Below are 23,946 nucleotides of genomic sequence, written 5' to 3'. Positions count from 1 at the left end.
GCACACGGCCGGCACTCCCACGCGCCATGGCCTTCTTCGGAGGGCCTGAGGTCCTCGTCTCCGCAGTACGGGCAGTAGAGAGGTGCCGCTCGCTCACTCACTGAAGTGCCTCCTGGTCCGCTCGGGTGACCCACTGGGCGAAGCGCTCGCCCTCGTTGCGCTCCTTCAGGTAGTTCTGCGTGACGCGCTCGACGTAGTCGGTCAGGTCGTCGGCGGTGACCTTGTGGCCGCGGAGCTTCCGGCCGAAGCCGGCGTCCAGGCCGAGACCGCCGCCGAGGTGCACCTGGTACCCGGGCACCTGGTTGCCGTCGGCATCCATCACCAGCTGGCCCTTCAGGCCGATGTCCGCGACCTGGATCCGGGCGCACGAGTTCGGGCAGCCGTTCACGTTCACGGTGATCGGTACGTCGAGGTCGGGGATCCGCTCCTCCAGCTCGTCGATCAGCTGGGCCGCGCGGGCCTTGGTCTCGACGATCGCGAGCTTGCAGAACTCGATGCCTGTGCAGGCCATCGTGTTGCGGCGCCAGGCCGACGGCCGGGCCTGGAAGCCCAACTCGGCGAGAGCCGTCACCAGCGACTCGACCTTCGACTCCTCGACGTCCAGCACGATCAGCTTCTGCTGGGCCGTGGTCCGGATCCGATCCGAGCCGTGTGCGGCGACGACGTCCGCGAGCTTGGCCAGCTTCTCGCCGGAGACGCGACCGACGACCGGCGCGACGCCGACGAAGTACTTGCCGTCCTTCTGCTTGTGCACACCGACGTGGTCACCCTGTACGGCGGGAACCTCGGGCGCCGGTCCGTCGATCAGCTTCCGCTTGAGGTACTTCGTCTCGAGAACCTCGCGGAATTTCTCGATGCCCCAGTCCGCGACCAGGAACTTGATCCGGGCCCGGGTCCGCAGCCGGCGGTAACCGTAGTCGCGGAAGATGCTGCAGATACCCCACCAGGCCTCGTGCACCTCGTCGAGCGGCACCCATGCGCCGAGGCGCTGCGCCAGCATCGGGTTGGTCGACAGTCCGCCGCCGACCCAGACGTCGAAACCCGGGCCGTGCTCGGGGTGCACCACACCGACGAACGCGATGTCGTTCACTTCCGGTACGACGTCGTGCGACGGGTGCCCGGTCATCGCTGTCTTGAACTTCCGCGGCAGGTTGGAGAACTCGCTCGACCCGATGTACTTCTCGACGATGTCGTCGATGGCCGGTGTCGGGTCGATGATCTCGTCCGCGGCGATGCCGGCCACCGGGCTGGAGATGATCACCCGCGGCACGTCACCACAGGCCTCGGTCGTGTAGAGGCCGACCGCCTCGAGCTTCTGCCAGATCGCGGGGACGTCCTCGACGCGGATCCAGTGCAGCTGGATGTTCTGCCGGTCGGTGATGTCGGCGGTGTCCCGCGCGTACGTCGTGGAGACCTCGGCGATCGCCCGCAGCTGCTCGGTGCTGAGCTGGCCGCCCTCGACTCGAACCCGGAGCATGAAGTACTTGTCGTCCAGCTCCTCGGGCTCCAGCGTCGCGGTCTTGCCGCCGTCGATCCCGGGCTTGCGCTGGGTGTACAGCCCCCACCACCGGAACCGGCCGCGCAGGTCGGCCGGGTCGATCGAGTCGAAGCCGCGGTGCGCGTAGACGTTCTCGATCCGGGCCCGGACGTTCAGGCCGTCGTCGTTCTTCTTGTTCTCCTCGTTCTTGTTCAGCGGCTCGCGGTATCCGAGCGCCCACTGGCCTTCGCCCTTGCCCTTGCGGGGGCGGGCCGGTTTGCGGGCGGGGGAGGTGACGCCAGCAGTCATCGGGGGCGTGTCCTTGTCCTCGTGACAGGTGCTCACCGGATGCGGCGGGATCGAAGCGTCGTCGGTTCGATGCGTTCCGCGCGGTGCGCACCCAGCGGTGATCGGGGATGATCAGGGGGCCGCGGTGGGCCCTGGCGGGGTGGCTGTCAGAACATCGAAGGACAACAGATGGCGCTGCGCATCCGCCCGAGGTCGACATGAATGCGACCTACGAGGTGGGTGGAGCGGGCAGCGAGCATGTCCACAAGCGTCAGCGTCAGAGCCCGACTTTGCAACTGTCAATCCTGAATCCTGAGACCCGATCTCACGATATGGCTATGTCTAGCAGTCTGCTGGAGATTGATTCGCGCTCGAATCGTGTCCCACAAGAGCTCTTGTGCAAGAACTCTTGTGGAAGCTAGGGTACGGCGCATGGCACCCGCGAACCGGCGTTCGGCCACCTCCTCGGTGATCGCCGCCATCCATCACCCGCTGCGTCGCCGGCTGATCGACCTGCTCGGCGTCGACGGTCCGGCCACCGCCTCGCAACTGGCCGAGCGGACCGGCGAACTCGTCGGCAACATCAGCCATCACCTGAAGGTGCTGGCAGCGGCCGGAGTCATCGAGGAGGCGCCCGAGCTGGCGAAGAACCGGCGCGAGCGCTGGTGGCGCAGTGCTCACCAGTCGTACAGCTGGTCGGTTGCCGACGCGGCTGGTGAGCCCGCCGATGAGCTCGTCGCCACCGTGGCCGAGGAGAGGAACGTCACACACCACGTCGACAAGGTGCGGCAGTGGTTCACCGAGCGCCCGGAGTACGGCGAGGAGTGGTCGCGGGCCGCCTTCGCGACCGACAGTTGGCTGCGACTGACGCCGGAGCGGCTGGCCGAGCTCGGCGGCCGCATGAGCGAGTTGATCCAGGAGTACTACGAGAGCCCGTCGACCGAGCCCTCGGCGACACCGGTCTACGTCTTCGCCCACGGCGTACCGGCCCGGCCATGAGTGAGTCGATCGCTGTCCTGCCGCCGTTGCGCCGGGATCGGCGGGTCCAGGCCTGGACCCTGTCCGGCGCTGTCTCCGAAGCCGGCGATGTCGCGTGGTACGTCGGTCTGGCCTGGAGCGCGGCACAGGTCGCGTCACCCGCGGCGGCCGGCCTGGTGATGGGAATCGGCGCGCTGCCGCGAGCATTGTTCCTGCTGTTCGGCGGTGCGCTCGCCGATCGCTTGGACGGCCGGCGCACGATGATCGCGGCGAACCTCGGGCGGATCGTGGTCCTCGCCGTCGCGGCGTTCGTCGTGGCCGCGGGTCAGGTGACGCTCCCGCTGCTGCTGACGGTCGCGGTGGTCTTCGGGGCGGTCGACGCGCTCTACAACCCGGCGGCCGGCACGCTCCCGCGTCGGATGGTGCAGGCCGACGACCTGGTCGCGCTGGCGGCCGGACGACAGTTGGCGAACCGGCTGGCCGTGTTCGCCGGCGCGCCGCTGGGTGGTCTGCTCGTCGCGCACGGCGGGCTTTTGACCGTGATGGTCGTGGATGCGGTCTCGTTCGGAGTCATCGCGCTGGCCCTGGCGTTCGTGATCCGGCCACGGTTCCCGCAGCCGCCGGCGAGCGGGCATTCGATCCGGCGGGACCTGTCGGCCGGGTTCGGGTACCTGCGCCGGGACGAGGCCGCGCGCACGCTGGTGATCGCGTTCTTCGGGCTCAATCTGTGTGTCGGTCCGGTGCTGGCGGTCGGCCTGGTGCAACGGGTCCACCTCGATGGCTGGGGGCCGGCGGCCCTCGGCTGGTTCCAGGCGTGCTCGGGCATCTGCGCCGCGGCCGGAGCGATCGTGGCGATGCGATGGAAGCCGCGCCGTCCGGCGCGGGCCGGGTTGCTCCTGCTGATCATCCAGGCAGCCGGCTGCGTGATGATCGGCTCGGTTCCGCGGTTGGCGGTGTTCGTCGCGATGGGCCTGATCGGCGCCACCGCCGGCCTCGCGTCGGCCCTGCTGTCCGGCGCGTTCCAGCAGACGATCGATCCCGCCTTCCTCGGGCGTACGTCGAGCATTGTCAGCCTCTCCGACGACGGCCTGATGCCGGTCGCGATGGCCGGCTTCGGCGCGCTGATCTCGCTGACCAGCGTCCCGGCTGCCTGTGCGTTGCTCGGTGCGGTCTTCGCGGCGTTGATGGTGTGGTCGGCGTCGCGCTTGCGCAGCTGAAACCTGTACTCCGGCGACGACGTGCGCTACCGTCCCGATCAGCAATAGGAAACTTTCCTAACGATTGGTCGGAGGGAGACAATCGTGAGGTCCTGGCGTCGGTTCGGAGCCCTGGTGGTGGGGCTGGGTTTGGTGGTTGGGCCGGTGAGTACGGCGGAGGCAGCACAGGCTGGAGCTGTGCGGGTGAACCAGCTCGGGTACGGCGCCTTCGACAGCAAGGCGGCGTACGTTCTGAGTCGTTCGGTGGCGACTCGTTTCCAGGTCGTGGACCGGTACGGGCGGCGGGTGCTCAGCGGCCGGGTCGGCAAGGACGTGGGGGAGTGGAATGCGACGTACCCGCACGTCTATCAGCTGGATCTGTCTGCGCTGAAGGTGCCGGGGTCCTACCGTCTGCAGGTGCCTGGCGTGGCATCGGCTGCCTTTGAGGTCCGGGCTTCGTCGGACCGGCTGCTGACGAGCGCCAAGGACAAGGCCGTGCAGTTCTTTACGGCGCAGCGGGACACGGCTCACCGCAATGACTCGAAAGCGCTGGTCTACGAGACCCCGACGTTTGTGGATCCGGACAGCGACCAGACCGTGGGTGAACTTCAGCGGGTCGGTGGACCCGTCGACGTCACCGGCGGGTGGTACGACGCCGGCGACTACTTGAAGTTCACGCATATCGCGGCGTACTCGGAATCGTTGCTGTGGGCATCGGTTCGGGACAAGCCGGACGGCAAGGTGCTCGCGGAGGCGCGGCACGGGCTGGACTGGCTCGACAAGATGTGGGACCAGCGGACCCGGACGCTCTACATCCAGGTCGGCGTCGGGGCCGGCAACGACACCGAGACGTACATCGGCGACCATGACATCTGGCGGCTACCGGGCGTCGACGACCACCTGACCGATCCGTCCGAGCGATTCCTGCGCAACCGGCCCGTGTTCCGGGCTGCCGCGCCGGGCAAGCCGATTAGTCCCAACCTGGCTGGGCGTACGGCAGCGGCGTTCGCGCTGGCCGCGCAGGTCGAGCCGAACCGTGCGGACGCACGCCGGCATCTCGCGACGGCCGCGCAGATCTACGCGCAGGCTCAGACCAAGAACGTCGGGCAGTTGGTGACGTCGCTGCCGTTCGCGTTCTATCCGGAGACTGCATGGCGCGACGATCTCGAGCTGGGCGCCACTGAGTTGGCGTTGGCCGCTCGCCGGCTCGGTGATCCGCGGGCCGGGGCCTGGTTGAAGCAGGCCGGCTACTGGGCTTCGCAGTACATCCAGCATGAGGCCGGCGGGGACACGCTGAACCTGTACGACGTGAGCGCGTTGGCGCATGCGGATCTGATCAAGGCTGCGCGGACGGACCGACCGTTGGTGCGTGCCTTGGCCGGGGATCTGCAAGCCCAGTTGGAGATCGGGGCTGCGCGGTCGGCGGCGGATCCGTTCCGGGCGGGAGCGCAGTACGCCGAGTTCGACGCCGTACCGCACACCTTTGGGCTGGCTACGACTGCTCGTCTGTATGCGCGGGCGACGGGCGACCATCGGTACGACGACTTCGGGCAGCAGCAGCTGGACTGGGCGTTCGGGGCGAATGCCTGGGGCGTCTCGTTCATGATCGGGGTGGGGCAGAACTTCGAGCGATGCCCGCACCATCAGATCGCGAACATCACCGGACGTCAGCTCACCGGTGCTGTGGTCAACGGTCCCAATTCCGCCGACCTGTTCACGGACGGGCTCGACGGCTACCTGGACGGGATGACCCATTGCCCGGCGGATGCGTCCGATTCGTATGCGCAGTACACCGGTCACGACTCGCGGTATGTGGACGACGTACGGTCCTGGCAGACGGCCGAACCGGCCGACGACTTCGCAGCGATCACGGTCTATGCGCTGACGTAAACTCACGCCGGTGTTGGACCGCGAACTCTCCGTCGCCTACGCCCTCCTCGCCGAATGACTAGCCGCCGCACTGCGCGCGGTATCGCGGCGGCTGTTCGGTCGGGGACCGTGAGCGCGGTTGACGTCGTCGCGGCGGCGATCGCGGCAGCGGAGCGGCTTGATCCGGTGCTGCACTTTCTTGAGGAATTGGACGCGGCCGGGGCGCTGGCTGCGGCGGAGCGGGTGCAGACGGCCGGGCTGTTGGCCGGCGTACCGTTCCTGATCAAGTCGCGGACACCGCCGGACGCGCCGCTCATCGCTCGGCTGGTTGCTGCGGGTGCAGTTCCGATCGGGTGGTCGACGCGGGCTCGGCCGGGTGCCCACTCTCTGACTTTCGGGTGGAACGGTACCGACTACACCCGCAATCCTTGGGATCTGTCGCGGTCCCCGGGAGGGTCGACGGCGGGCGGAGCAGCAGCTGTTGCGGCCGGCGTCGTACCGCTGGCAACCGGTGGGGACAGTGGTGGGTCGTTGCGGATCCCGGCGTCGTTCTGCGGGATCGTGGGATTCAAGGGCACGTACGGCCGGATCCCGCGGCCGGGTGGACGCGGGCTCGGCGGTCTGACGACAGCCGGGGTGATCGGCGCGGATCTCGACGACGTGATCCTCGCGACGAGCATCGCCAGTGGCCCACATCGCCTGGACCCGACCGCCCTCCCACCATGGCGGCCCTCCTTTGAGCACCTACACGGTCCGTGGAGGATTGCTTATCGGTCGACGCTGGGGGTTTGTCCGGCGGAGGTGGCGGTCGATCGCGTGGTGCGGGAGCGGCTGGCGGCGGTCGGGGTGGACGTGGTTGACGTGCCGTTGGAGTTGGCGCCGACCGACGAGGCGTGGGGAGTGTTGTCCGATCTGGACAACGGGCGTGGGGTCGAGGAAGCGGCGGCGCGGAGGGCGCGGGAGGTGCGGGACTACAACGACACCGCGCTGGCTGATCTGTTCGCTGAGGTCGATGCGCTGGTCACGCCGACTACGTTGACTGTTGCCCATGGCTACGATCAGCGCGAGGAGACCATCGTTACCGGCGATCCCTGCTGGGTGTTCAACGTGACTGGGCATCCCGCGGTGAGTGTCCCGGCGGGGTTGGCGGACGGGCTGCCGGTGGGTGTGCAGGTTGTTGCGCCGCATGGTTCGGACGAGGTTGCGCTGGCGGTTGCTCGCCAGTTGCTGATCGAGCTCCCGCTGCCCCCGGTCCACTGAGCGTTCCAGCTTGTCCGTTGGCCGCTCCAGCTTGTCCGTTGACCGCGGCCGGCCGGCCGTTGATCGGCGGCGGCAGCGCCTTCTGCACCGTGCTGGCGACGTCGATGGCCGATGCCTGCTTGCGGTTCGGGGTGGTTTCACCTCGAACGGTCGGGGAGCGCAGCGGCTCCGGCTTGACGAAGTCGGAGATCGCGGCGACGACAGGCTGGGTGTAGACATCCCGACGTACGGCGGTGGTGTGCGTGGCGGGCGGGGCCGGCGGACGGATCGCCTCCTTCAGCTCCGTGCGGACGAACTTGACCAGCTCCTTCGCGCGCAGGATTCGGGTGCGGCGGAGGGTATGGCGCTCACCGCTCAGTGAGGCCTTCTCCCGCCAGCTGACGTCGAACATGATTCGTCCCAGCCGGAAGCCGGCATTGGTCTCGCCGCCGGGATAACCGCGTGCGCCGCCATTGGCGAAGAAGTCGCTGTAGATCGCGCCTTCGTCCTCGAACTTCAGGACGTTCCAGGCCCGGTGGGTGTCCGTCGGCAGCTCGCCCCGCACCCAGGCCTCGTCCATCAACGCATGCGACTCCGCGTTCAGCGGCCGATGACCGATATAGCGGAACTGCGGAGGCTCGCCCTGCTTGCGTCGTTCGTACTCCGCCATGATCTGCGGCCACTCGTCCGCCGAGATCGCCCTGGCTAGCCGCGCCGCGAACGAGGTCCGCGCCCGCAGCTCGGCTCGCGAGGTGACCGGATGAGAGGTCTCCCCGGTCATGGTCTCGAGCTTGTGCATCACGAAGGTCTCGCCGTTCGGCCCGACCCGATTCCATTGGGTGACCTTCAGCGAGGGCCGGTTCGGCCCACCGGTCAGCCGGTTGAGAGCGCGGAGTGCGCCGATCCCCAGGCGGTAGAGCGGGACGCGCCGGCGCATGATGCGCGTCTCCCACTGAGTTCGGTAGTCGCTGTCCAACCACGCCGTACCGACGAGCCGCTTTGCCTCCCGGCGGTTCACCCAGGGTGCTCCGAGCGCCAGTTCTTGATCATGTTGTCCATGTCGTTGTGGATGAACGCGAAGAAGTCGGCGGCCTCGGTCAGGCGGCGGGCGACGGGGGAGTCGTCGGGGAAGAGGTTGGCGCCGGAGCGGCTGGTCGACTCCCATTCGCTCAGCGCGAGGTTGCGGCGCTCGAGGATCGCGGCGAAGACGTCCTCGCGGATCCGGTAGTGGTCCTTGCGCGACCCGGGCAACCGCTCGCGAGAGATGAACGACACCTGCAGCAACTGGCGTACGGCGCCCGACACCGCCGGCTGACTGATCTGCAAGGACTCGGCCAGCTCGTTCGCCGTCATCGTGCCGGTCGGGCTGACCAGCATCGCGCCCATCACCCGCGCCGACATCGTCGGTACGCCGCTGTTCGCCAGCACGCCCGCGAACCGCTCGACGAACTGGCTCACGGCCTCCGGGCTCGGTTCCTCCGCCATGGTTGAAGCTTACAATAATTGAATCTATCGCAACTATCACAAAGTTCTGATAACTTGAATTCATGACCACGACCACCGATACGCCGACGCTCACCGGCGCCCGCCGCTTCGGCGTACTCATCGCACTCTGTCTCGCCGTACTCGTGCTCGGCCTGGACACCACCGTGCTCAACGTCGCGCTGCCGACGCTCGCGAGGGACCTCGACGCCTCGACGAGTCAGCTGCAGTGGATGGCGAACAGCTACAACCTGGTCCTCGCCGCACTGCTGCTGCCGGCCGGTTTGCTCGGCGACCGGTACGGGCGGCGCAAGATCATCGCGGTTGCGCTGTCGCTGTTCGGACTCGCGTCGCTCGCCTGCGCGTTGTCGGACTCGGCCGCGGCGCTGATCACGTCGCGCGCGTTCCTCGGCATCGGCGCGGCGATGATCGTTCCGGTGGCGCTCTCGCTGATCACCGTGCTGTTCTCGACCGAGGTGGAGCGGAAGAAGGCGATCGGCTTCTTCGTCGTTGCCAACAGCATCGGTATGCCGCTCGGCCCGATCGTCGGCGGACTGCTGCTCGACCACGCCGGCTGGCAGTGGATCTTCCTGATGAACGTCCCGATCGCGTTCATCGCGGCCGTCGCGGTCATGCTGCTGGTTCCGGAAAGTCGGAGTTCCGTCCGGCCGGCGATCGACTGGCTCGGCATCGTGCTGTCGAGTGCGGGGCTGGCAGCCCTTGTGTACGGCGTGACCCGGGCGGGGGAGTCGTCGTGGACGGCTGGCGTGACGGTCGCGTTCCTCGGGCTGGCCATCGTACTGATCGCTGGATTCTTGTGGTGGCAGCGGCGGAATCCGCGGCCGTTGATCGAGCTCCGGCTGTTCCACGAGAGAGCGTTCTCGGGTGGCGCGGTGCTGCTGACGGTCTCCGTGTTCGCGATCTTCGGGTTGCTGTTCACGATGCCGCAGTACTTCCAGGGCATCAACGGATCGGACGCGCTGCACACCGGGCTCAAGTTGCTGCCGTTCATCGGTGGGATGACGGTCGGCGCGAAGCTGGCTGAGCCGGTGGAGGCTCGCATCGGCACCCGGCTGGTGGTGATGATCGGGTTCGTGGTGATGGCGGCCGGGTTCGTGCTCGGGGCCTTCACGAATCTCGCGACCGGGTACGGCTATACGGCGATCTGGTTCGTGGTGGTCGGGTTCGGCCTCGGGTGCTCGATGCCGCAGGCAATGAACGCTGCGCTCGGCGTGCTCGATCCCGAGCGGGCAGGGACGGGATCCGGTCTGCTGCAGGCGTTCCGTCAGGTCGGTGGGACGGTCGGGGTCGCCGTACTCGGGACCGTGCTGAACTCGGTCTACCGCAACAACGTCGACACGACCGGCTTGCCGGCGCAGGCGGCCGACGCAGTCGAGAAGAGTCTCGGCGGCGGGCTCGCAGTCGCGGCAAAGGCCGGCTCGGCCGACCTACTCAGCAGCGTTCGCGACGCCTTCATGACCAGCCTCAACACCACCATGTGGGTCTCCGGCGGGATCGCAGTTGCCGGTGCCGTGCTCGCGGCCGTTCTGATGCCAAAGAAAGCTGCCCGCCCTCAAGAATCTGAGAGCGGGCAGCCAGTCGTCAGTTGAGCACGAGGCCCGGGTAGAGCGGGTACTTGTCGAGCAGCTCCGCCGAAGCAGCCTTGGTCTTGTCGGCGACGCCGTCGGCCAGCACGTACTTCGCCTTGGACGGAGCACCCGCGGACGTGTTCGTGGGGGTGGTCGAGGACAGCACGTCCACCATCAGCTCGGCGACCCGGTCGAACTCGTCCGCGCCGAACCCGCGCGTCGTCAACGCCGGCGTACCGATCCGAACGCCCGAGGTGTACCAGGCGCCGTTCGGGTCGCGCGGTACGGCGTTCCGGTTGGTGACGATGCCCGCGTCGAGCAGGGCCGACTCGGCCTGCCGGCCGGTGATGCCGTACGACGAGACGTCGAGCAGGGCGAGGTGGTTCTCGGTGCCGTCCGTCACCAGCTTCACGCCGCGCTTCATCAGACCCTCGGCCAGCGCGACCGCGTTGTCCGCGACCGCCTGCGCGTAAACCTGGAACGAAGGCTGCCGGGCCTCGGCGAGCGCGACCGCCTTCGCCGCCATCGTCTGGCTGAGCGGACCACCAAGCACCATCGGGCAACCGCGGTCGACGGCGTCGGCGTACTCGGGCTGGCACAGCACCATGCCGCCGCGCGGGCCGCGGAGCGACTTGTGCGTGGTCGTCGTGGTCACATGCGCGAACGGCACCGGGTCGAAGTCGCCGGTGAAGACCTTGCCCGCGACCAGGCCGGCGAAGTGCGCCATGTCGACCATCAGCGTCGCGCCGACCTCGTCGGCGATCTCCCGCATCTTGGCGAAGTTCACCTTTCGCGGGTACGCCGAGTAGCCGGCGATCAGGATCAGCGGCTTGAACTCGCGGGCCTTGCGCGCGACCTCGTCGTAGTCGAGCAGACCCGTCTCGGCGTCGGTGCCGTACGAGTGCTGGTTGAACATCTTGCCGGAGATGTTCGGCCGGAAACCATGGGTCAGGTGACCGCCGGCGTCCAGTGACATGCCGAGCATCTTCTGGTCGCCGAGCGCCTTGCGGAGCTTGGTCCAGTCCTCGTCGGTCAGGTCGTTGACGTGCTTCGCGCCCGCCTCGGCCAGCGCCGGGGACTCGATCCGCTGGGCCAGGATCGCCCAGAACGCGACCAGGTTGGCGTCGATGCCGGAGTGCGGCTGGACGTAGGCGTGCGGTGCGTCGAACAGCGCCATCGCGTGGTCGGCGGCGGCCTGCTCGACGGTGTCGACGTTCTGGCAGCCGGCGTAGAAGCGGTGGCCGATGGTGCCCTCGGCGTACTTGTCCGAGAGCCAGTTGCCCATCGTCAGCAAGGTGGCGGGGGAGGCGTAGTTCTCGCTGGCGATCAGCTTCAGCGAGGAACGCTGGTCGGCCAGCTCGGCCTTGATCGCGCCGGCGATGGTCGGCTCCACCGCGGCGATCACCTGCAGCGCGTTGTTGTACGCGGCCGACGCGGCGGCCCCGTCAAAGGATTCAGGCATCGTTGTCTCTCCTGCGGTTGCAGTGGGTCGAAGGCACCCAGGCGCACGGTGCCGACGGTTTTCGCTCCCCGGTGGTTCTCCACCTCAGCGCGCCAGTCGCGACGCGCTCACCCTATCGTGCGATCGACGATGTCCAGGAACGGTGTCGTCCGCGGAAGCGTCCCGAACACACCACCCCAGTCGTTCGCCAGCCGCGACGCCACGAACGCGTCCGCGACTGCCGGTGTCGAGTGCCGGATCAGCAGCGACGCCTGCAGACACAACGCCATCCGCGCGGCCAGTCGACGAGCTCCGGCTTCGGCGTCAGCGACATCAGCAAGCGCTTGCAGTACGTCGTGCACCGCGGCGTCGAGCCGATCATCGGCCCCTTGGACCGCGCCCACCTCGAGCAGCCAGGCTTCGAGCGATTCGGGCCGCCTGAGCGCACGCAGTACGTCGAGCGCGTTGACGTTGCCGGAGCCTTCCCAGATCGAGTTCAGCGGCGACTCCCGGTAGAGCAGCGGCAGCCCGGACTCCTCGACGTACCCATTCCCGCCGAGGCACTCGAGCGCCTCCGCGACCATGAAAGGCGTCCGCTTACACACCCAGAACTTCGCCAGCGGAAGCGCAATCCGCCGAAACGCCGCTTCCTTCGGATCTGAGGAATCGACTGCGGCGGCCAATCGCATCCCCAGCGCGGTGGCCGCCTCGCTCTCGATTGCCAGGTCCGCCAGGACGTTCTGCATCGCGGGCTTGTCGGCGAGCAAACCGCCGAAGGCGCTCCGGTGCCGGGTGTGCCAGATCGCCTCGACCAGCGCGCGGCGTTGCAGGGCGGCCGATCCGAGGACGCAGTCGAGCCGCGTCGCGGCGACCATCTCGATGATGGTGCGGACGCCGGCGCCCTCGTCGCCGAGCCGATAACCGATCGTGCCGTGGAACTCGACCTCACTGGACGCGTTCGACCGGTTGCCGAGCTTGTCCTTGAGCCGTTGCAGCGCGAACGGGTTCCGGTTGCCGTCGGCAAGCACCCGCGGTACGACAAAGCAGCTGAGTCCGTCCGGGGCCTGCGCCAGTACCAGGAACACGTCCACCTGCGGCGCCGAGCAGAACCACTTGTGCCCGTTCAGCTGATACTCACCGTCGTCCCCGACCGGGGTCGCGGTCGTCAGGTTCGCCCGGACGTCCGACCCGCCCTGCTTCTCGGTCATCCCCATCCCGGCGAGCACACCGTTCTTCGCCGCGACCGGCAGCCGGCGTACGTCGTACTCCGTCGACGCGAGCTGCGGGATCCACTCCTTCGCGAGTCGCTCGTCCGCCTTCAGCGCCGGAACCGCGGCGTACGTCATCGAGATCGGGCAGCCGTGACCGGGCTCGACCTGCGACCAGACGTAGAACCCGGCCGCCCGGGTGAGGTGCGGCGACGGTTGGTCGCTGGTCCACGGCGCAGCCTGTAGCCCGAACCCGACGGCCCGCTCCATCAGCCAGTGCCAGGATGGGTGGAACTCCACCTCATCGATCCGGTTCCCGTAGCGGTCGTGGGTGCGCAGGACCGGCGGGTTCTGGTTCGCCGGGAGCGCATGGGCTCGGGCCTCCTCGGAGCCGGCCAGCTCGCCGATCCGGTGTAGACCGGGGTCGTCCACGAGGTCGGCGTACGGGCGCAGAGCGTCACCGAGGGCCGCGTCGTGGGTGAAGAAGTTCACGCCCCGCAGTGGGGGAGCCTGATTCGTTACCGCGAATGGGTCCGCCATGTCAGTACGGTAAGCGGTATGGCACGTTCTGGGGCAGGACCCACTGGTGGGAGCTCCCTCTCATTTGCATGGGTTCGCCGGGTCCCCGCGACGACTTGGAAGCTGGCCACCCAGACCGTCGGGGTGTGTCTGCGGTACCGCGTCACCGGGCTCGCCGCCGAGGGGGCGTTCTTCGCGATCCTCTCGCTGCCGCCGCTGATCTTCGGACTGGCCGGGTCGCTCGGTTACATCGCGAGCAAGTGGTTCGAGGTCGAGACGATCAATGACGTCAAGCAGCAGATCGTCGACCTGGCCGCTCAGGCGCTGACCGACGACTCGATCAAGAACGTCATCGCGCCGACGCTGGACCAGGTCCTGAACGGCGGCCGGCCGGACGTGATCTCGATCGGGTTCGTGCTCGCGCTCTGGTCCGGCAGCCGTGCGCTGAACGTGTTCGTCGACACCATCACGATCATGTACGGGATGGGCGGCAAGCGCGGCATCGTCCGGACCCGCGCCCTGTCCTTCTCTTTGTACTGCGCTGCGCTGGTCATCGGCGTGATCGTGCTGCCGCTGGTGCTGGCCGGCCCGGACGCGGTCCAGGCGCTGCTGCCACACCGGCTCGACTTCCTGAACCAGCTGTACTGGCCGGTCGTCACGATCCTGTCCGCGGGCTTCTTGAACACCCTCTACCACCTGTCGGTGCCGATCCGGACGCCGTGGGTCTCCGACCTGCCGGGGTCGTTCCTGGCCCTCTCGATCTGGATCCTGGGCAGCTTCGTACTGCGCTGGGTCCTGCAGAGCACGGTCGGCGGTACGTCGATCTACGGTCCGCTGGCCGCGCCCATCGCCGTACTGATGTGGCTGTACATGACAGCTATCGCCGTACTGATAGGTGCTGCGCTGAATGCCGTGGTGGACCGGCTGTGGCCGCACAAGCAGCATGTGGCCGAGGTGAAGAAGGCCTCGGTCGAGGACACGGCTGACGAGGACGAGGTCGAGCCGGTGATGAAGGCGGAGCCGGAGCGTCATCACGAGCACGGCGGCTCGCTGACGCCGGTGGAGTCGGACGAGCGTCCGGAGATCGAGGCGGCGCGCAAGGTGGAGAAGCTGGGGGCGAAGGTCGCCGAGAAGGTCGGGGAGAAGGTGGCGGAGCTGCCGCGGCTGGCTCCTCCAGCGCCCGCGAAGCCGCCCGAGAGGCCGACGGACGAGCCGGCCGAGAAGAAGCCTGCGCCGGTCGGAAAATCCGGTGCGCAGAGTGACACCGACGACCTAGTCTGACGGCATACACGGTCCCCGGCTCGGGACCGACCGGACCAGAAGGGAGGCAGCCCGCCATGAGCTTGGAACAGGCCCGATGGGCCGCTGTCTCCCACACTGTCCGTCCGCTGAGCTGATCTCGCGGCCGGACCCTCCGAAAGGTTCGCCGCATGTCAGCCACACTCCAGGCCCTGGGACTCGACGCATCCACGGCTGAGTTTCTGCAATCCGTCCCGGAAGAGCTGGTGCCGGGACGAGTCGCCAGGGTCGACAAGGGCCTGGCGACGGTTTTCACCGAGGACGGTCCGGTCCGGGCCAGCTGGTCCAGTTCGCTGCTCGCCGAGATCGCCGCCGACCCGCAGGCCGGTCCGTGTACGGGCGATTGGGTCGTACTGCGGTTCTGGCCGGACGACCGGATCACGCTCGAGTCGGTGCTGCCCCGCCGTACGACGATCGTCCGCGCGGAGGTCGGCGGTTCGTCCCGTGGGCAGGTGCTCGCGGCCAACGTCGACGTGATCGCGATCGTGGTTGGTCTGCATCCGGAACCGAACATCGGCCGGATCGAACGCTTCCTCGCGCTGGCGTGGGAGAGCGGCGCCCGGCCGGTCGTCGTACTCACCAAGGCCGACCTCGTCGGGGACGCCGACGCGCTGGCCGAAGACGTGGCGCTCGCCGCGCCGGGTGCCGACGTACTGGTGTGCAGTGCGACCACAGGTGTCGGCCTGGACGACGTACGCGCGTTGCTGGACGGGGACGCGACTCTGGCGTTGCTGGGGTCCAGTGGGGCGGGCAAGTCGTCGCTGGTGAACGCACTGGCCGGTGTGGAGCTGCTGGACGTGCAGGAGATCCGTGAGGACGGGAAGGGTCGCCACACGTCGGTACGGCGTGAGCTGATCGTGCTGCCAGCTGGCGGGGTCGTCATCGACACGCCGGGGCTGCGGGGGATCGGTCTGCAAGAGTCGGGAGAGGGACTGGCGGCGGCCTTCCCGGATATCACCGCGCTGGCAGCGGAGTGCAAGTTCAAGGACTGCTCGCACGTGATGGAGCCGGACTGTGCGGTACGGGCGGCTTTGGAAGACGGCTCGCTGCCGTACCGGCGGTACGAGAGCTGGGTGAAGCTGCGGCGCGAGGCGGCGTACATGGCGCGTCGCGCCGACGTGCGGTTGCGTGCGCAGGCGAAGAAGGACTGGGCGCGCGCCAGCAAGTCCTATCGGAAGGATCTGAAGCCCCGGCCGTGATGCTTGTGCCCGCGATGAAAGGATCGGGGCATGAACCGATCGGTGCTGGTGACGGGTGCTTCGCGGGGGATCGGAGCGGCGACGGCGCGTGCGTTCGCTGCCGCGGGTGATCGGGTGGCGGTGCATTACAGCGCCTCCGCGGACGCGGCCGCCCAGGTGTTGAAGGAGTTGCCTGGGTCAGGGCATGTGATGGTGCAGGCCGATCTGGCTGATCCGGCGGCGATCGAGACGATGGTCGACGACGCGGCTCGGGCTCTCGGCAGTATCGACGTACTGGTGAACAACGCCGGTCTCTACATCCCGCACCGGATCCGCGAGACGACGTACGCCGAGTGGCAGCAGGCGTGGACCGACACCCTCGCCGTGAACCTCGTCGGCCCTTCGAACGTCACGTGGTGCGCGGTCCGGCGCATGTCCAGCGGCGGCCGGATCGTCAACGTCTCGTCCCGCGGCGCCTTCCGCGGCGAACCGAACCAGCCCGCGTACGGCGCCTCGAAAGCCGCCATCGTCTCCTTCACCCAGTCGCTCGCCCGAGCGTTGGGCCCCGAGGGCATCGCGGTCACGGCCATCGCGCCAGGCTGGACTGTAACCGACATGGCCGCCGTCAATCTGGCCGGCGAAGGCTACGACCGCCGCCGCCTGGAAAGCCCCCTGGAACGAGTAGCCGACCCCTCCGAAGTAGCAGGCGCCATCCTCTACCTCGCCTCCGCGGAAGCCGAGTTCGCCACCGGCACAGTCCTGGACTTCAACGGCGGCTCCCACCTCCGCATGTAAAACCGCTCGCCGCGTGGTCGACGGACTGACTAAGGCCCACGTCGTGCATCGAATCATCACCCAGCCTTAACCGCGGCCACGATCGCCCTACTAGAACCAGTAGTAGCCACAGCAATAGGCACCCTCGCCTTCCACGAACACCTAACCCCCGCGGCCCTCCTAGGCACCGCCTTACTCCTCCTGGCGATAACAGCCCAATCCCGCCACCACTAACCACCCGCGAACCGCCAGGCCATCACAATCGCCGTACGTCCCCGCCCTGCCGCCTACCCGACCTGCGGCCCTACGCATTGTGATGTCCTGGCGGTCCGCACCCGCATCACCGACCACCCGAGCCAACTCGCAAAACTCAGCCACAGAAGGCGAGCCGACCGCCGCACCCAGCCACCGCCAGCCGACCGAAGCGAAGGGCGCAAGCTCCGCCGATTCGTGTGAGACGGTCGGCGTCGGGTCCGCCGAGTCGTGGATTCGGTCCGCCATCCGCGGCGTGTCCCCAACCAAACCCACGACTCGGCAAACGGCCGGGGCTGGCACCGCCGGTCGGGGCTGGGTTCGGCGAAGGGTCGGGACGGGCCGGCAAACGGTCTGGGTTTTGGGATCGGCCGAAGGACGAAGCCAGGGCGGCGCGCTCGGGCCGACGTTCCGTGCACCGCCGGACCCACCACTGCACCCGAGCGGTCCGCAAACCTAGCTACAGCAGGCGCGCGGCCCCGCACCCGAGCGGACTGCCGGACCCAGCCACCGCCGCCGAGCGAAGCGAAGGCGCAGGGGGTGCGGGTGGCGAAGCCCCCGCAACGCGGCAAGCGAAGCGCAGCCGCACAAATGACGAAGGCGAGCCGGCCTGCGCTTTCCGCAGGCACAGCTCGCCCCTCGCCTTCGTGGACGATACTGGGATCGAACCAGTGACCTCTTCCGTGTCAGGGAAGCGCGCTACCGCTGCGCCAATCGTCCGGGAAACCCAAGCCTACTGAGGTTTCGAGGTGGAGACGGGATTCGAACCCGTGTACACGGCTTTGCAGGCCGTTGCCTCGCCTCTCGGCCACTCCACCAGTGAAGCAGTTCGACATCGTGAGGACGGTGGCCTGCCGAACCCTCTCCGAGCGGACGACCGGGTTCGAACCGGCGACCTCAACCTTGGCAAGGTTGCGCTCTACCAACTGAGCTACGTCCGCATCGCTCCGAGCTGTTTCCTCGGTGCGAGAGCAGAACAGTAGCGCACTTTCTGCCCGGACAAAAACCGGATTCCACCGTCTCGCGATGCGGGTACGACGAGCCTGAATCGCACCCCATCCGTCACAGGAGTCCCACCGAATCTGTCCACTCGCCACGCCGTCGGATCACCCTTTCAACGGCTCCAACTCGACCGTTCGCAAGTAGTCGTCGTCGCCCCGCAACGTGATCGCGGCGACACGCCCGTCGACCACGGTGAAAGAGAACACAACGACCGGTTCGCCGCGCTGCATCCACACCAGCCCAGGCATTCCGTCGACCAGTACGAGTTTCGCCGCCTGCGCCCGCCCGGAGAACGCCGCCGCAACCCGATCCGACCCGGTCGTCATCGGAGCCATCCCGCGTTCCGATGCACCGGCGTCGGCCCGCAGCACGACTTCCGGATCGAGTACTTCGAGCAGGGCCGAGAAGTCCGCCCCACGGGCCGCCGCCAGGAACGCGCTCACGACCTCCTGCTGACGAACCACGTCCACTGCGGTCGGTTCCGGCGTACCGCGAACTCGGCGGCGTGCGCGGCTCGCGATCTGCCGCGCGGCCGCCGGCGACTTGCCGATGATCGGCGCGATGTCATCGAACGGCACCGCGAACATGTCGTGCAGCACGAACGCCAATCGCTCGGCCGGCGACAGAGTCTCGAGTACGACGAGCAGCGCGAGACCGACCGAATCCGCCTGCACAGCTTCAAGTTCCGGATCCGGTACGGCGTCATCCGCGAACGCAGGGGAGTGGTCGCCCAACGGCAGCTCGGGCCGGCCGCGGCGGGTGCGCAGCATGTCGAGGCAGATCCGCCCGACGACCGTGGTCAGCCAGCCGCCGAGGTTGTCGATCGTTTCGGAGTCGCTGCGGCTGAGCCGGATCCAGGTCTCCTGGACCGCGTCCTCGGCCTCCGGTTCGGAGCCTAAGATCCGGTATGCGACGGCCCGCAGGCGATCCCGGTTCTCCTCGAACCGTGTCGCCAGCCAGTCGTCCCCGCTCATCCGGACCACACTCCCTGTCACACTCACCGGCCCAACGCTGTCATTCCGACTGACGAAGTACGCGCGTTAGATGTGACACCAGAGGAAGAGGAGCACGTCATGACGGCACCAGCCCGCCCATTGTCCGTACGCAAGCAGGACACCCTGCAGCGGTTCGAGAAGGATGTCGACGCCTGGGTGTCCACGGCCTCGCTCGACGGTACGCCGTACCTGATGCCGCTCTCGTTCCTCTGGACCAACGATTCATTGCTGCTCTCGACTACTGCCACCAATCCGACCGCCCGCAACCTGCGTGCGAATCCTGTCGTCCAGCTGACCGTCGGTGAGGTCCGCGACGTCATCCACGTCACCGGGACCGTCGAGATCGTCGAGGTCACCGACGCCGAGAGCGAGGCGTTCGCCGCGAAGGCCGGCTTCGATCCGCGTCCGCTCGACCACTACCCGTTCTTCCGAGTCAGACCGACCAAGATCCAAGCCTGGCGTGAGGTCAACGAACTCAAGGACCGCGTGCTCATGGACGCCGGCATCTGGCTCGTCTGACTTGACCTTGAGCGCGCTCCAGCAGGCAGGGTAGGGGGCATGTTGGCTCGAACGATTGGAAATCGCCGGACTGTCAGTGCGCTCTGCCTGGGCGCGATGAACCTCGGTACGTCGACACCGCCCGAGACCGCGATCGCGATCCTCGACCGGTTCGTGGCGGCAGGCGGGACGTTCATCGACACGTCGAACAACTACAACCAATGGCACGGCCACGGAGGTGACAGCGAGGAGCTCTTAGGGGGCTGGATGAGGGCCCGAGGCAACCGTGATGAGTTGTTCATTGCCACCAAATGCGGTGCCCGGACAACCGTTCCAGGCGATCCGGCGGACGCCCATTGGGAAGGTCTCAGCGCGCCAGTCGTCGGCGAGGCCGTCAAGGGCAGCCTTAGTCGGCTGGGTATTGACCGGATCGACTTGTACTACGCGCACATCGACGACCGAAGTACTCCGTTGGACGAGACGGTGGCCGCCTTCGGCCGACTGGCCTCGGAGGGTGTCGTCGACCTGATCGGCTGCAGCAACACGGCGACGTGGCGACTGGACCGCGCTCGCCAGACCGCAGCCGCTCAAGGCGTTGCGCAGTACTCCGTTATCCAGCAGCACTCGAGCTATCTCTGGCCGAATCCGCCTACTCTGCAGGGCGTTCGCCGTCACGGCACTCCGCACTACCAGCACGCCGGCATCGAGCTCTTCGACTATCTGTCGGAGCATCCGGAGATGACGCTGGTCGCGTACCAGCCTCTCCTCGCTGGTTCGTACACGCGTCCGGACCGGCCGTTCGAGCGCCGCTACGCCCATCCGACGGCGTACGTTCGCTATGAGGCTCTCCGTCAGGCCGCCCACGACCTCGGCGTCACGCCGAACCAGGTCGTGCTGGCTTGGCTCCTGCACCACAACGTCATCCCGCTGTTCGGCGCGTCTTCACTCGAGCAGTTGGAGGAGGCGTTGGGCGCGGTTGAGATCCGGCTCGACGATGAGCTGGTCGATCAGCTGGACAATGCCTGATCGCGGACCCGGAAGCGATAGCGCAGCGGTGACTCGCCGACCTCGCGTTTGAACGCAGTACTGAACGCGCTCTCCGAGGCGTACCCGAGCTCCGTTGCGAGCGATCCGACGCTGACGTCGGCATCGCGGAGGGCGCGCTGGGCGAGCATCATCCGCCAGCGGTTGAGGTAGGCGCGCGGCGGCATGCCGGAGACCTCGCGGAACCGCTCGGCGAAGGCCGTCCGGGACATTGCGGCTGCGCGCGCGAGCTCGTTGAGTCCCCAGAGCTGGTCGGGTTGTGAGTGCATCAGGGTGAGGGCGGGACGGAGGCGTTCATCGGTGAGTACGCGCAGCCAGCCCGGTGGGAGTTCGGCCTGCTCGACGTACGCACGGAGTACCTCGAGAAGCACGAGTTGGGCATGTTGCCGGATCGCGAACGCGGACCCGATCCGGTTGCCGGCCACCTCGTCGAACAGTCGGTGAATGCTCCCGCGCAGGTTGGCGCCGCTGGTGGGGGAGGCGCGCACGTGCGCGACCGGCGGCAGCGCTTCGAGCAGCAGCGTCCGGCCGGCCCCGTTGAGGTCGATCCGACCGCCGAGGATGATGTCGTTGGTGGTCCAGTCGGCCTCCGTCAGCGACAGGCCGTCCTCGACCGGCATGACCTCGCGGACCGGTCCGTCGCCGGTGCCGCCGGCGAGTTCGAGCCGCGACCGGTTGTTGAGGATCGCGACGTCGCCCGGGAGGAGCTCGATCGGCGCGTCGATCCCGTCGGTCATCAGTCGCGCGCTGCCGGCGACGACCGCCATGAACTTGAACGACTCCTGCAGCGCGGCCCGCGACACCCACCGCCCACACACGCTGAACCCGCCGGACACCAGCCCGCGCACCTCGACGAGCTCGAACACCTCGGACAGCTGATCGTCAGCCATGATCTGTACTCTCGCGAAGAAAATATGGACGGATAGTTATTCAGAGTACGCCGCCCGCACAGCAGAGTGGAGGTATGACCAACAAACAGCACCCGATCGGTAGCGGATTCACCGCCGCCGCGACCGCCGACCAGGTCCTCGAAGGCATCGACCTGACCGGCAAGAACGTCGTCGTCACCGGCGGCCACCGCGGCCTCGGCCTGGAAACCACTCGAGCTCTCGCCAACGCAGGCGCCAACGTGACCGTCGCCGTACGCAACCCCGAGAACGCCGCCAAGGCTCTCGCCGGCATCGACCGCGTCGAGACCAGCCAGCTCGACCTCCTGGACCCGAAGTCGATCGACGACTTCGTCGCCCGCTACCTCGCCACCGGCCGCCCGCTCCACATCCTCATCAACAACGCCGGCATCATGGCCGGCCCGCTCGTCCGTGACGCCCGCGGCTACGAATCCCAGTTCGCCACCAACCACCTGGGCCACTTCCAGCTCACCCTCGGCCTGCTTCCCGCCCTCCAAGCCGCCCATGGCGCACGGGTCGTCAACGTGACGTCCGGCGGCCACCGTCTCTCCGATATCCGCTGGGACGACCCGAACTTCACCACCGGCTACGACCCGCTCCTCGCCTACGGGCAGTCCAAGACGGCCAACGTCCTGTTCGCGGTGGAGCTCGACCGGCGCTGGTCGCAGTACGACATCCACGGCTACGCCGTACATCCCGGCGTTGTCATCACCACCAACCTCGGCCCGTGGATCTCCGAGGGCGAGACCCGCACCCCGTGGCTGTCCGTCGAAGACCACCACACCATGGGCCTGACCGACGCCGAAGGCAACCAGATCGTCGATCCGGCCAGAGGTCTCAAAACCCCCGAACAAGGCGCAAGTACGACGGTCTTCGCCGCCACCAACCCCCAGTTGGCAGCTGTTGGCGGCGTCTACCTGAAAGACAACGAGGTCTCGCCGCTCGACACCCCGAGGCCGATCAACTTCCACGACCAGGACATCCCGGCGGACGTCGTACCCCACGCAGTAGATCCCGAGTCAGCCCAGCGGCTCTGGACCCTCAGCGAGGACCTGATCAAGCATTAGGCCACCGCCTGCGGGGCTGCGGCCGGGCTGCGGTTCCCATTCCGATCCACGGCACGGATGCCCATCTGCACGTTGTCCTTGGAGATGTCGAGCGTCACCGTGGTGACGTTCCCGACCGGAATCGCACTGGTCCAATCGGAATCCGTTGTCTCCCGCAACACGACCTCGTACCCGGTCAGGTTCGTTTCGGGGTTGGCGTCCCAGGAGAGCGTGGTGAGGTTCGTGCCGGAGAGGGTGCCGGGCGGGGTCGTGTGGACCCCGGCGTTCTTGGGAGTGCCGGGCGAGGTGGCAAGCCCCCACAGGGCCGCCGCGTTCACCCTGGTCACCCGGGCGATGTAGTCGAAGTCCACGAAGTCGATCAGGTCGCCGAACTGCACGCCGTCGACCACCTGGACGTTCTGGTGCTCGTGATTGAAGTTCTCCCGCGGCTCGGTGAACCGGGCGGCGGCGTAGCCCAGGCTCTGGAACGAGACATGGTCGCTGGACCGCAGGAACCGGTCGCGCCGCCAGACCAGCCGGATGTCCATGCCGGTCAAGCTCTTCGGCGCGACCGAGTGCACGAAGCGGCCAAGCTGGCGAGCCTTCCCGTCGTTCTCGCCGCCGGCCGACTGCAACAGCGAGATCTGGGCGGGCGTCACGTTGGTTGGGATGCCCTCCAGGAACATCCGCACCGTGAACGGGTCAGGCTTGTGTCCGTCGAACGACCGGCTGGCCCCGATGATGTCGTTGCTGAACATCCCCTGTACGTCGTTACCGGCGGCCGCCATCGATTGCGCCATGAACGAGGACCCGTACAGCCCTTGTTCCTCGCCGGTCACAGTCGCGAAGACGATCGTCCCGGGGAACTGATGGGTCGCGAACACCCGAGCAAGCTCAAGCACACACGCAACACCGGACCCGTCGTCATCAGCACCCGGCGCATCACTGGTGAAGTCCATAACATCAGTCACCCGCGAGTCGAGGTGACCCGTAACCACATAGAACCGCTCAGGCGACGCGGTCCCCTTCAACGTCGCGATGACGTTGGTGATCTGAGTCGGCACAGGGATCCGACTCGAAACCGGCTGAACAAACGACTGCCGCTGCACCGTCATCCGCCCGCCCGACGCAGCAGCCACAGCGTCCATCTGCTGCCCCACCCACACGGTCGCCGCCCCGATCCCACGCACCGGATCAGTCTGCGAAGACAACGTATGCCGAGTCCCAAACTCAGTCAGCCGCTGAATAGTCGCCCCAATCCGCTTGGGATCAACCTTCCCCAACAACTTCCGCAACTCCCCATCAAACTTCCCCGGCCCAAGCCCAGCACCAGCCGCTTCAGCCGCACCCCCTCCAACCAGCGCCGCCCCAACAGCACCAGCAGCCACAGCCCCCGACCCAGCCAAAAACACCCGGCGACTAGACCCCGACGCCGAAGACGAAGTCGAGGAAGACGAAGTCGAGGATCGAGACGAACGAGAGCCAGACATGGCGCCTCCAGAGTGAGCGGACCGATACGCCTCGCCCTCACTCTGGCACTAGCCACCCACCCCGTCAGCCACTCACCAAACAGGTTTTCCCTCGTCTTTCAGCACCCGCCCCGAGCTGGTGAGCTAACTGCCCAACCCGCCCGGCGCCACCGAGCTGACCGCCCAACCCAAGCC

Annotated in this window: 18 protein-coding genes, 3 tRNA genes and 1 riboswitch; of the genes, 11 read left to right on the top strand and 10 right to left on the bottom strand. The window is 67.6% G+C overall.

Going from position 1 to position 23,946, the window contains the following annotated elements:
* Window positions 1-97 precede the first annotated feature (97 nt).
* Entirely contained in the window at window positions 98-1,786 is a 1,689-nt protein-coding gene (locus tag EV650_RS07900; protein ID WP_134116813.1) for a nitrite/sulfite reductase, read from the bottom strand.
* 411 nt (window positions 1,787-2,197) lie between these two features.
* Between EV650_RS07900 and EV650_RS07895 the strand changes: the two genes are divergently transcribed.
* The 4 genes from EV650_RS07895 to EV650_RS07880 all read left to right on the top strand — a co-directional run bounded on the left by EV650_RS07895 (window position 2,198) and on the right by EV650_RS07880 (window position 7,068).
* Window positions 2,198-2,764: an ArsR/SmtB family transcription factor gene (locus EV650_RS07895; RefSeq protein ID WP_134116811.1), complete on the top strand. Its 567-nt coding sequence runs from the start codon at window positions 2,198-2,200 to the stop codon at window positions 2,762-2,764.
* Window positions 2,761-3,960, top strand: coding sequence for an MFS transporter (locus EV650_RS07890; RefSeq protein WP_134116809.1), 1,200 nt, complete (start codon window positions 2,761-2,763; stop codon window positions 3,958-3,960). The genes EV650_RS07895 and EV650_RS07890 overlap by 4 nt, the downstream gene beginning before the upstream one ends.
* 84 nt (window positions 3,961-4,044) lie before the next feature.
* Entirely contained in the window at window positions 4,045-5,829 is a 1,785-nt protein-coding gene (locus EV650_RS07885) for a glycoside hydrolase family 9 protein (protein WP_134116807.1), read from the top strand.
* A gap of 54 nt (window positions 5,830-5,883) precedes the next feature.
* Window positions 5,884-7,068, top strand: a complete 1,185-nt coding sequence (locus EV650_RS07880; RefSeq protein WP_134116805.1) for an amidase family protein — start codon at window positions 5,884-5,886, stop codon at window positions 7,066-7,068.
* Between the two features lie 993 nt (window positions 7,069-8,061).
* On the opposite strand, the gene EV650_RS07875 is transcribed toward EV650_RS07880, so the two are convergent.
* Entirely contained in the window at window positions 8,062-8,532 is a 471-nt protein-coding gene (locus EV650_RS07875; RefSeq protein WP_134116803.1) for a GbsR/MarR family transcriptional regulator, read from the bottom strand.
* 62 nt (window positions 8,533-8,594) lie between these two features.
* On the opposite strand from EV650_RS07875, the gene EV650_RS07870 reads away from it, so the two are divergent.
* Window positions 8,595-10,139, top strand: coding sequence for a DHA2 family efflux MFS transporter permease subunit (locus tag EV650_RS07870; protein WP_134116801.1), 1,545 nt, complete (start codon window positions 8,595-8,597; stop codon window positions 10,137-10,139).
* On the opposite strand, the gene EV650_RS07865 is transcribed toward EV650_RS07870, so the two are convergent.
* Together EV650_RS07865 and EV650_RS07860 are read right to left on the bottom strand one after the other, a co-directional pair.
* Complete coding sequence (locus tag EV650_RS07865; protein WP_134116799.1) at window positions 10,132-11,580, bottom strand: glycine hydroxymethyltransferase; 1,449 nt, start codon at window positions 11,578-11,580, stop codon at window positions 10,132-10,134. The genes EV650_RS07870 and EV650_RS07865 overlap by 8 nt on opposite strands.
* Window positions 11,581-11,608: 28 nt before the next feature.
* A riboswitch (ZMP/ZTP riboswitch) is annotated at window positions 11,609-11,690 on the bottom strand.
* Window positions 11,688-13,307, bottom strand: coding sequence for an acyl-CoA dehydrogenase family protein (locus EV650_RS07860; RefSeq protein WP_134116797.1), 1,620 nt, complete (start codon window positions 13,305-13,307; stop codon window positions 11,688-11,690). (Overlaps the previous riboswitch by 3 nt.)
* Before the next feature lie 18 nt (window positions 13,308-13,325).
* Between EV650_RS07860 and EV650_RS07855 the strand changes: the two genes are divergently transcribed.
* The 3 genes from EV650_RS07855 to EV650_RS07845 all read left to right on the top strand — a co-directional run bounded on the left by EV650_RS07855 (window position 13,326) and on the right by EV650_RS07845 (window position 16,558).
* A complete protein-coding gene (locus tag EV650_RS07855; RefSeq protein ID WP_134116795.1) occupies window positions 13,326-14,567 on the top strand; it encodes a YihY/virulence factor BrkB family protein in 1,242 nt (413 codons plus the stop codon).
* A gap of 149 nt (window positions 14,568-14,716) precedes the next feature.
* Window positions 14,717-15,784: a ribosome small subunit-dependent GTPase A gene (gene rsgA, locus EV650_RS07850; protein ID WP_134116793.1), complete on the top strand. Its 1,068-nt coding sequence runs from the start codon at window positions 14,717-14,719 to the stop codon at window positions 15,782-15,784.
* Between the two features lie 30 nt (window positions 15,785-15,814).
* Complete coding sequence (locus EV650_RS07845) at window positions 15,815-16,558, top strand: SDR family NAD(P)-dependent oxidoreductase (protein WP_134116791.1); 744 nt, start codon at window positions 15,815-15,817, stop codon at window positions 16,556-16,558.
* An 879-nt stretch (window positions 16,559-17,437) separates the two neighbouring features.
* Here EV650_RS07845 and EV650_RS07840 read toward each other — a convergent pair.
* The 4 genes from EV650_RS07840 to EV650_RS07825 form a co-directional block, all read right to left on the bottom strand.
* A tRNA-Val gene (locus tag EV650_RS07840) sits at window positions 17,438-17,509 on the bottom strand.
* Window positions 17,510-17,536: 27 nt separating this feature from the next.
* Window positions 17,537-17,607 (bottom strand) — tRNA-Cys (locus EV650_RS07835).
* A 50-nt stretch (window positions 17,608-17,657) separates the two neighbouring features.
* Window positions 17,658-17,730, bottom strand: a tRNA-Gly gene (locus tag EV650_RS07830).
* A 165-nt stretch (window positions 17,731-17,895) separates the two neighbouring features.
* Window positions 17,896-18,792, bottom strand: a complete 897-nt coding sequence (locus EV650_RS07825) for a sigma-70 family RNA polymerase sigma factor (protein ID WP_238174069.1) — start codon at window positions 18,790-18,792, stop codon at window positions 17,896-17,898.
* 72 nt (window positions 18,793-18,864) lie between these two features.
* Between EV650_RS07825 and EV650_RS07820 the strand changes: the two genes are divergently transcribed.
* Window positions 18,865-19,305, top strand: a complete 441-nt coding sequence (locus tag EV650_RS07820) for a pyridoxamine 5'-phosphate oxidase family protein (protein WP_134116789.1) — start codon at window positions 18,865-18,867, stop codon at window positions 19,303-19,305.
* Between the two features lie 39 nt (window positions 19,306-19,344).
* Window positions 19,345-20,310, top strand: a complete 966-nt coding sequence (locus EV650_RS07815) for an aldo/keto reductase (protein ID WP_134116787.1) — start codon at window positions 19,345-19,347, stop codon at window positions 20,308-20,310.
* Here the strand turns inward: EV650_RS07815 and EV650_RS07810 are convergent.
* Window positions 20,292-21,218, bottom strand: a complete 927-nt coding sequence (locus EV650_RS07810) for an AraC family transcriptional regulator (RefSeq protein WP_134116785.1) — start codon at window positions 21,216-21,218, stop codon at window positions 20,292-20,294. The genes EV650_RS07815 and EV650_RS07810 overlap by 19 nt on opposite strands.
* Before the next feature lie 74 nt (window positions 21,219-21,292).
* Here EV650_RS07810 and EV650_RS07805 point away from each other — a divergent pair, with 74 nt between their 5' ends.
* Window positions 21,293-22,303, top strand: coding sequence for an SDR family NAD(P)-dependent oxidoreductase (locus tag EV650_RS07805; protein ID WP_134116783.1), 1,011 nt, complete (start codon window positions 21,293-21,295; stop codon window positions 22,301-22,303).
* Here the strand turns inward: EV650_RS07805 and EV650_RS07800 are convergent.
* Window positions 22,300-23,472, bottom strand: coding sequence for a M20/M25/M40 family metallo-hydrolase (locus EV650_RS07800; protein ID WP_202874428.1), 1,173 nt, complete (start codon window positions 23,470-23,472; stop codon window positions 22,300-22,302). The genes EV650_RS07805 and EV650_RS07800 overlap by 4 nt on opposite strands.
* Between the last annotated feature and the right edge of the window lie 474 nt (window positions 23,473-23,946).

The organism is Kribbella kalugense (assembly GCF_004365875.1).
Lineage (GTDB): Bacteria > Actinomycetota > Actinomycetes > Propionibacteriales > Kribbellaceae > Kribbella > Kribbella kalugense.
Note: the sequence above shows the minus strand (reverse complement) of the source record. Positions and strands in the feature narration are given on the sequence as shown.

Bases quoted from the DNA above. Each gene is read 5' to 3' on its own strand.
- EV650_RS07810 (WP_134116785.1), bottom strand. From the start codon at position 21,218: ATGGCTGACGATCAGCTGTCCGAGGTGTTCGAGCTCGTCGAGGTGCGC.
- EV650_RS07815 (WP_134116787.1), top strand. From the start codon at position 19,345: ATGTTGGCTCGAACGATTGGAAATCGCCGGACTGTCAGTGCGCTCTGC.
- EV650_RS07805 (WP_134116783.1), top strand. From the start codon at position 21,293: ATGACCAACAAACAGCACCCGATCGGTAGCGGATTCACCGCCGCCGCG.
- rsgA (WP_134116793.1), top strand. From the start codon at position 14,717: ATGTCAGCCACACTCCAGGCCCTGGGACTCGACGCATCCACGGCTGAG.
- EV650_RS07845 (WP_134116791.1), top strand. From the start codon at position 15,815: ATGAACCGATCGGTGCTGGTGACGGGTGCTTCGCGGGGGATCGGAGCG.
- EV650_RS07860 (WP_134116797.1), bottom strand. From the start codon at position 13,307: ATGGCGGACCCATTCGCGGTAACGAATCAGGCTCCCCCACTGCGGGGC.
- EV650_RS07875 (WP_134116803.1), bottom strand. From the start codon at position 8,532: ATGGCGGAGGAACCGAGCCCGGAGGCCGTGAGCCAGTTCGTCGAGCGG.
- EV650_RS07870 (WP_134116801.1), top strand. From the start codon at position 8,595: ATGACCACGACCACCGATACGCCGACGCTCACCGGCGCCCGCCGCTTC.
- EV650_RS07820 (WP_134116789.1), top strand. From the start codon at position 18,865: ATGACGGCACCAGCCCGCCCATTGTCCGTACGCAAGCAGGACACCCTG.
- EV650_RS07880 (WP_134116805.1), top strand. From the start codon at position 5,884: ATGACTAGCCGCCGCACTGCGCGCGGTATCGCGGCGGCTGTTCGGTCG.
- EV650_RS07900 (WP_134116813.1), bottom strand. From the start codon at position 1,786: ATGACTGCTGGCGTCACCTCCCCCGCCCGCAAACCGGCCCGCCCCCGC.
- EV650_RS07855 (WP_134116795.1), top strand. From the start codon at position 13,326: ATGGCACGTTCTGGGGCAGGACCCACTGGTGGGAGCTCCCTCTCATTT.
- EV650_RS07865 (WP_134116799.1), bottom strand. From the start codon at position 11,580: ATGCCTGAATCCTTTGACGGGGCCGCCGCGTCGGCCGCGTACAACAAC.
- EV650_RS07895 (WP_134116811.1), top strand. From the start codon at position 2,198: ATGGCACCCGCGAACCGGCGTTCGGCCACCTCCTCGGTGATCGCCGCC.
- EV650_RS07890 (WP_134116809.1), top strand. From the start codon at position 2,761: ATGAGTGAGTCGATCGCTGTCCTGCCGCCGTTGCGCCGGGATCGGCGG.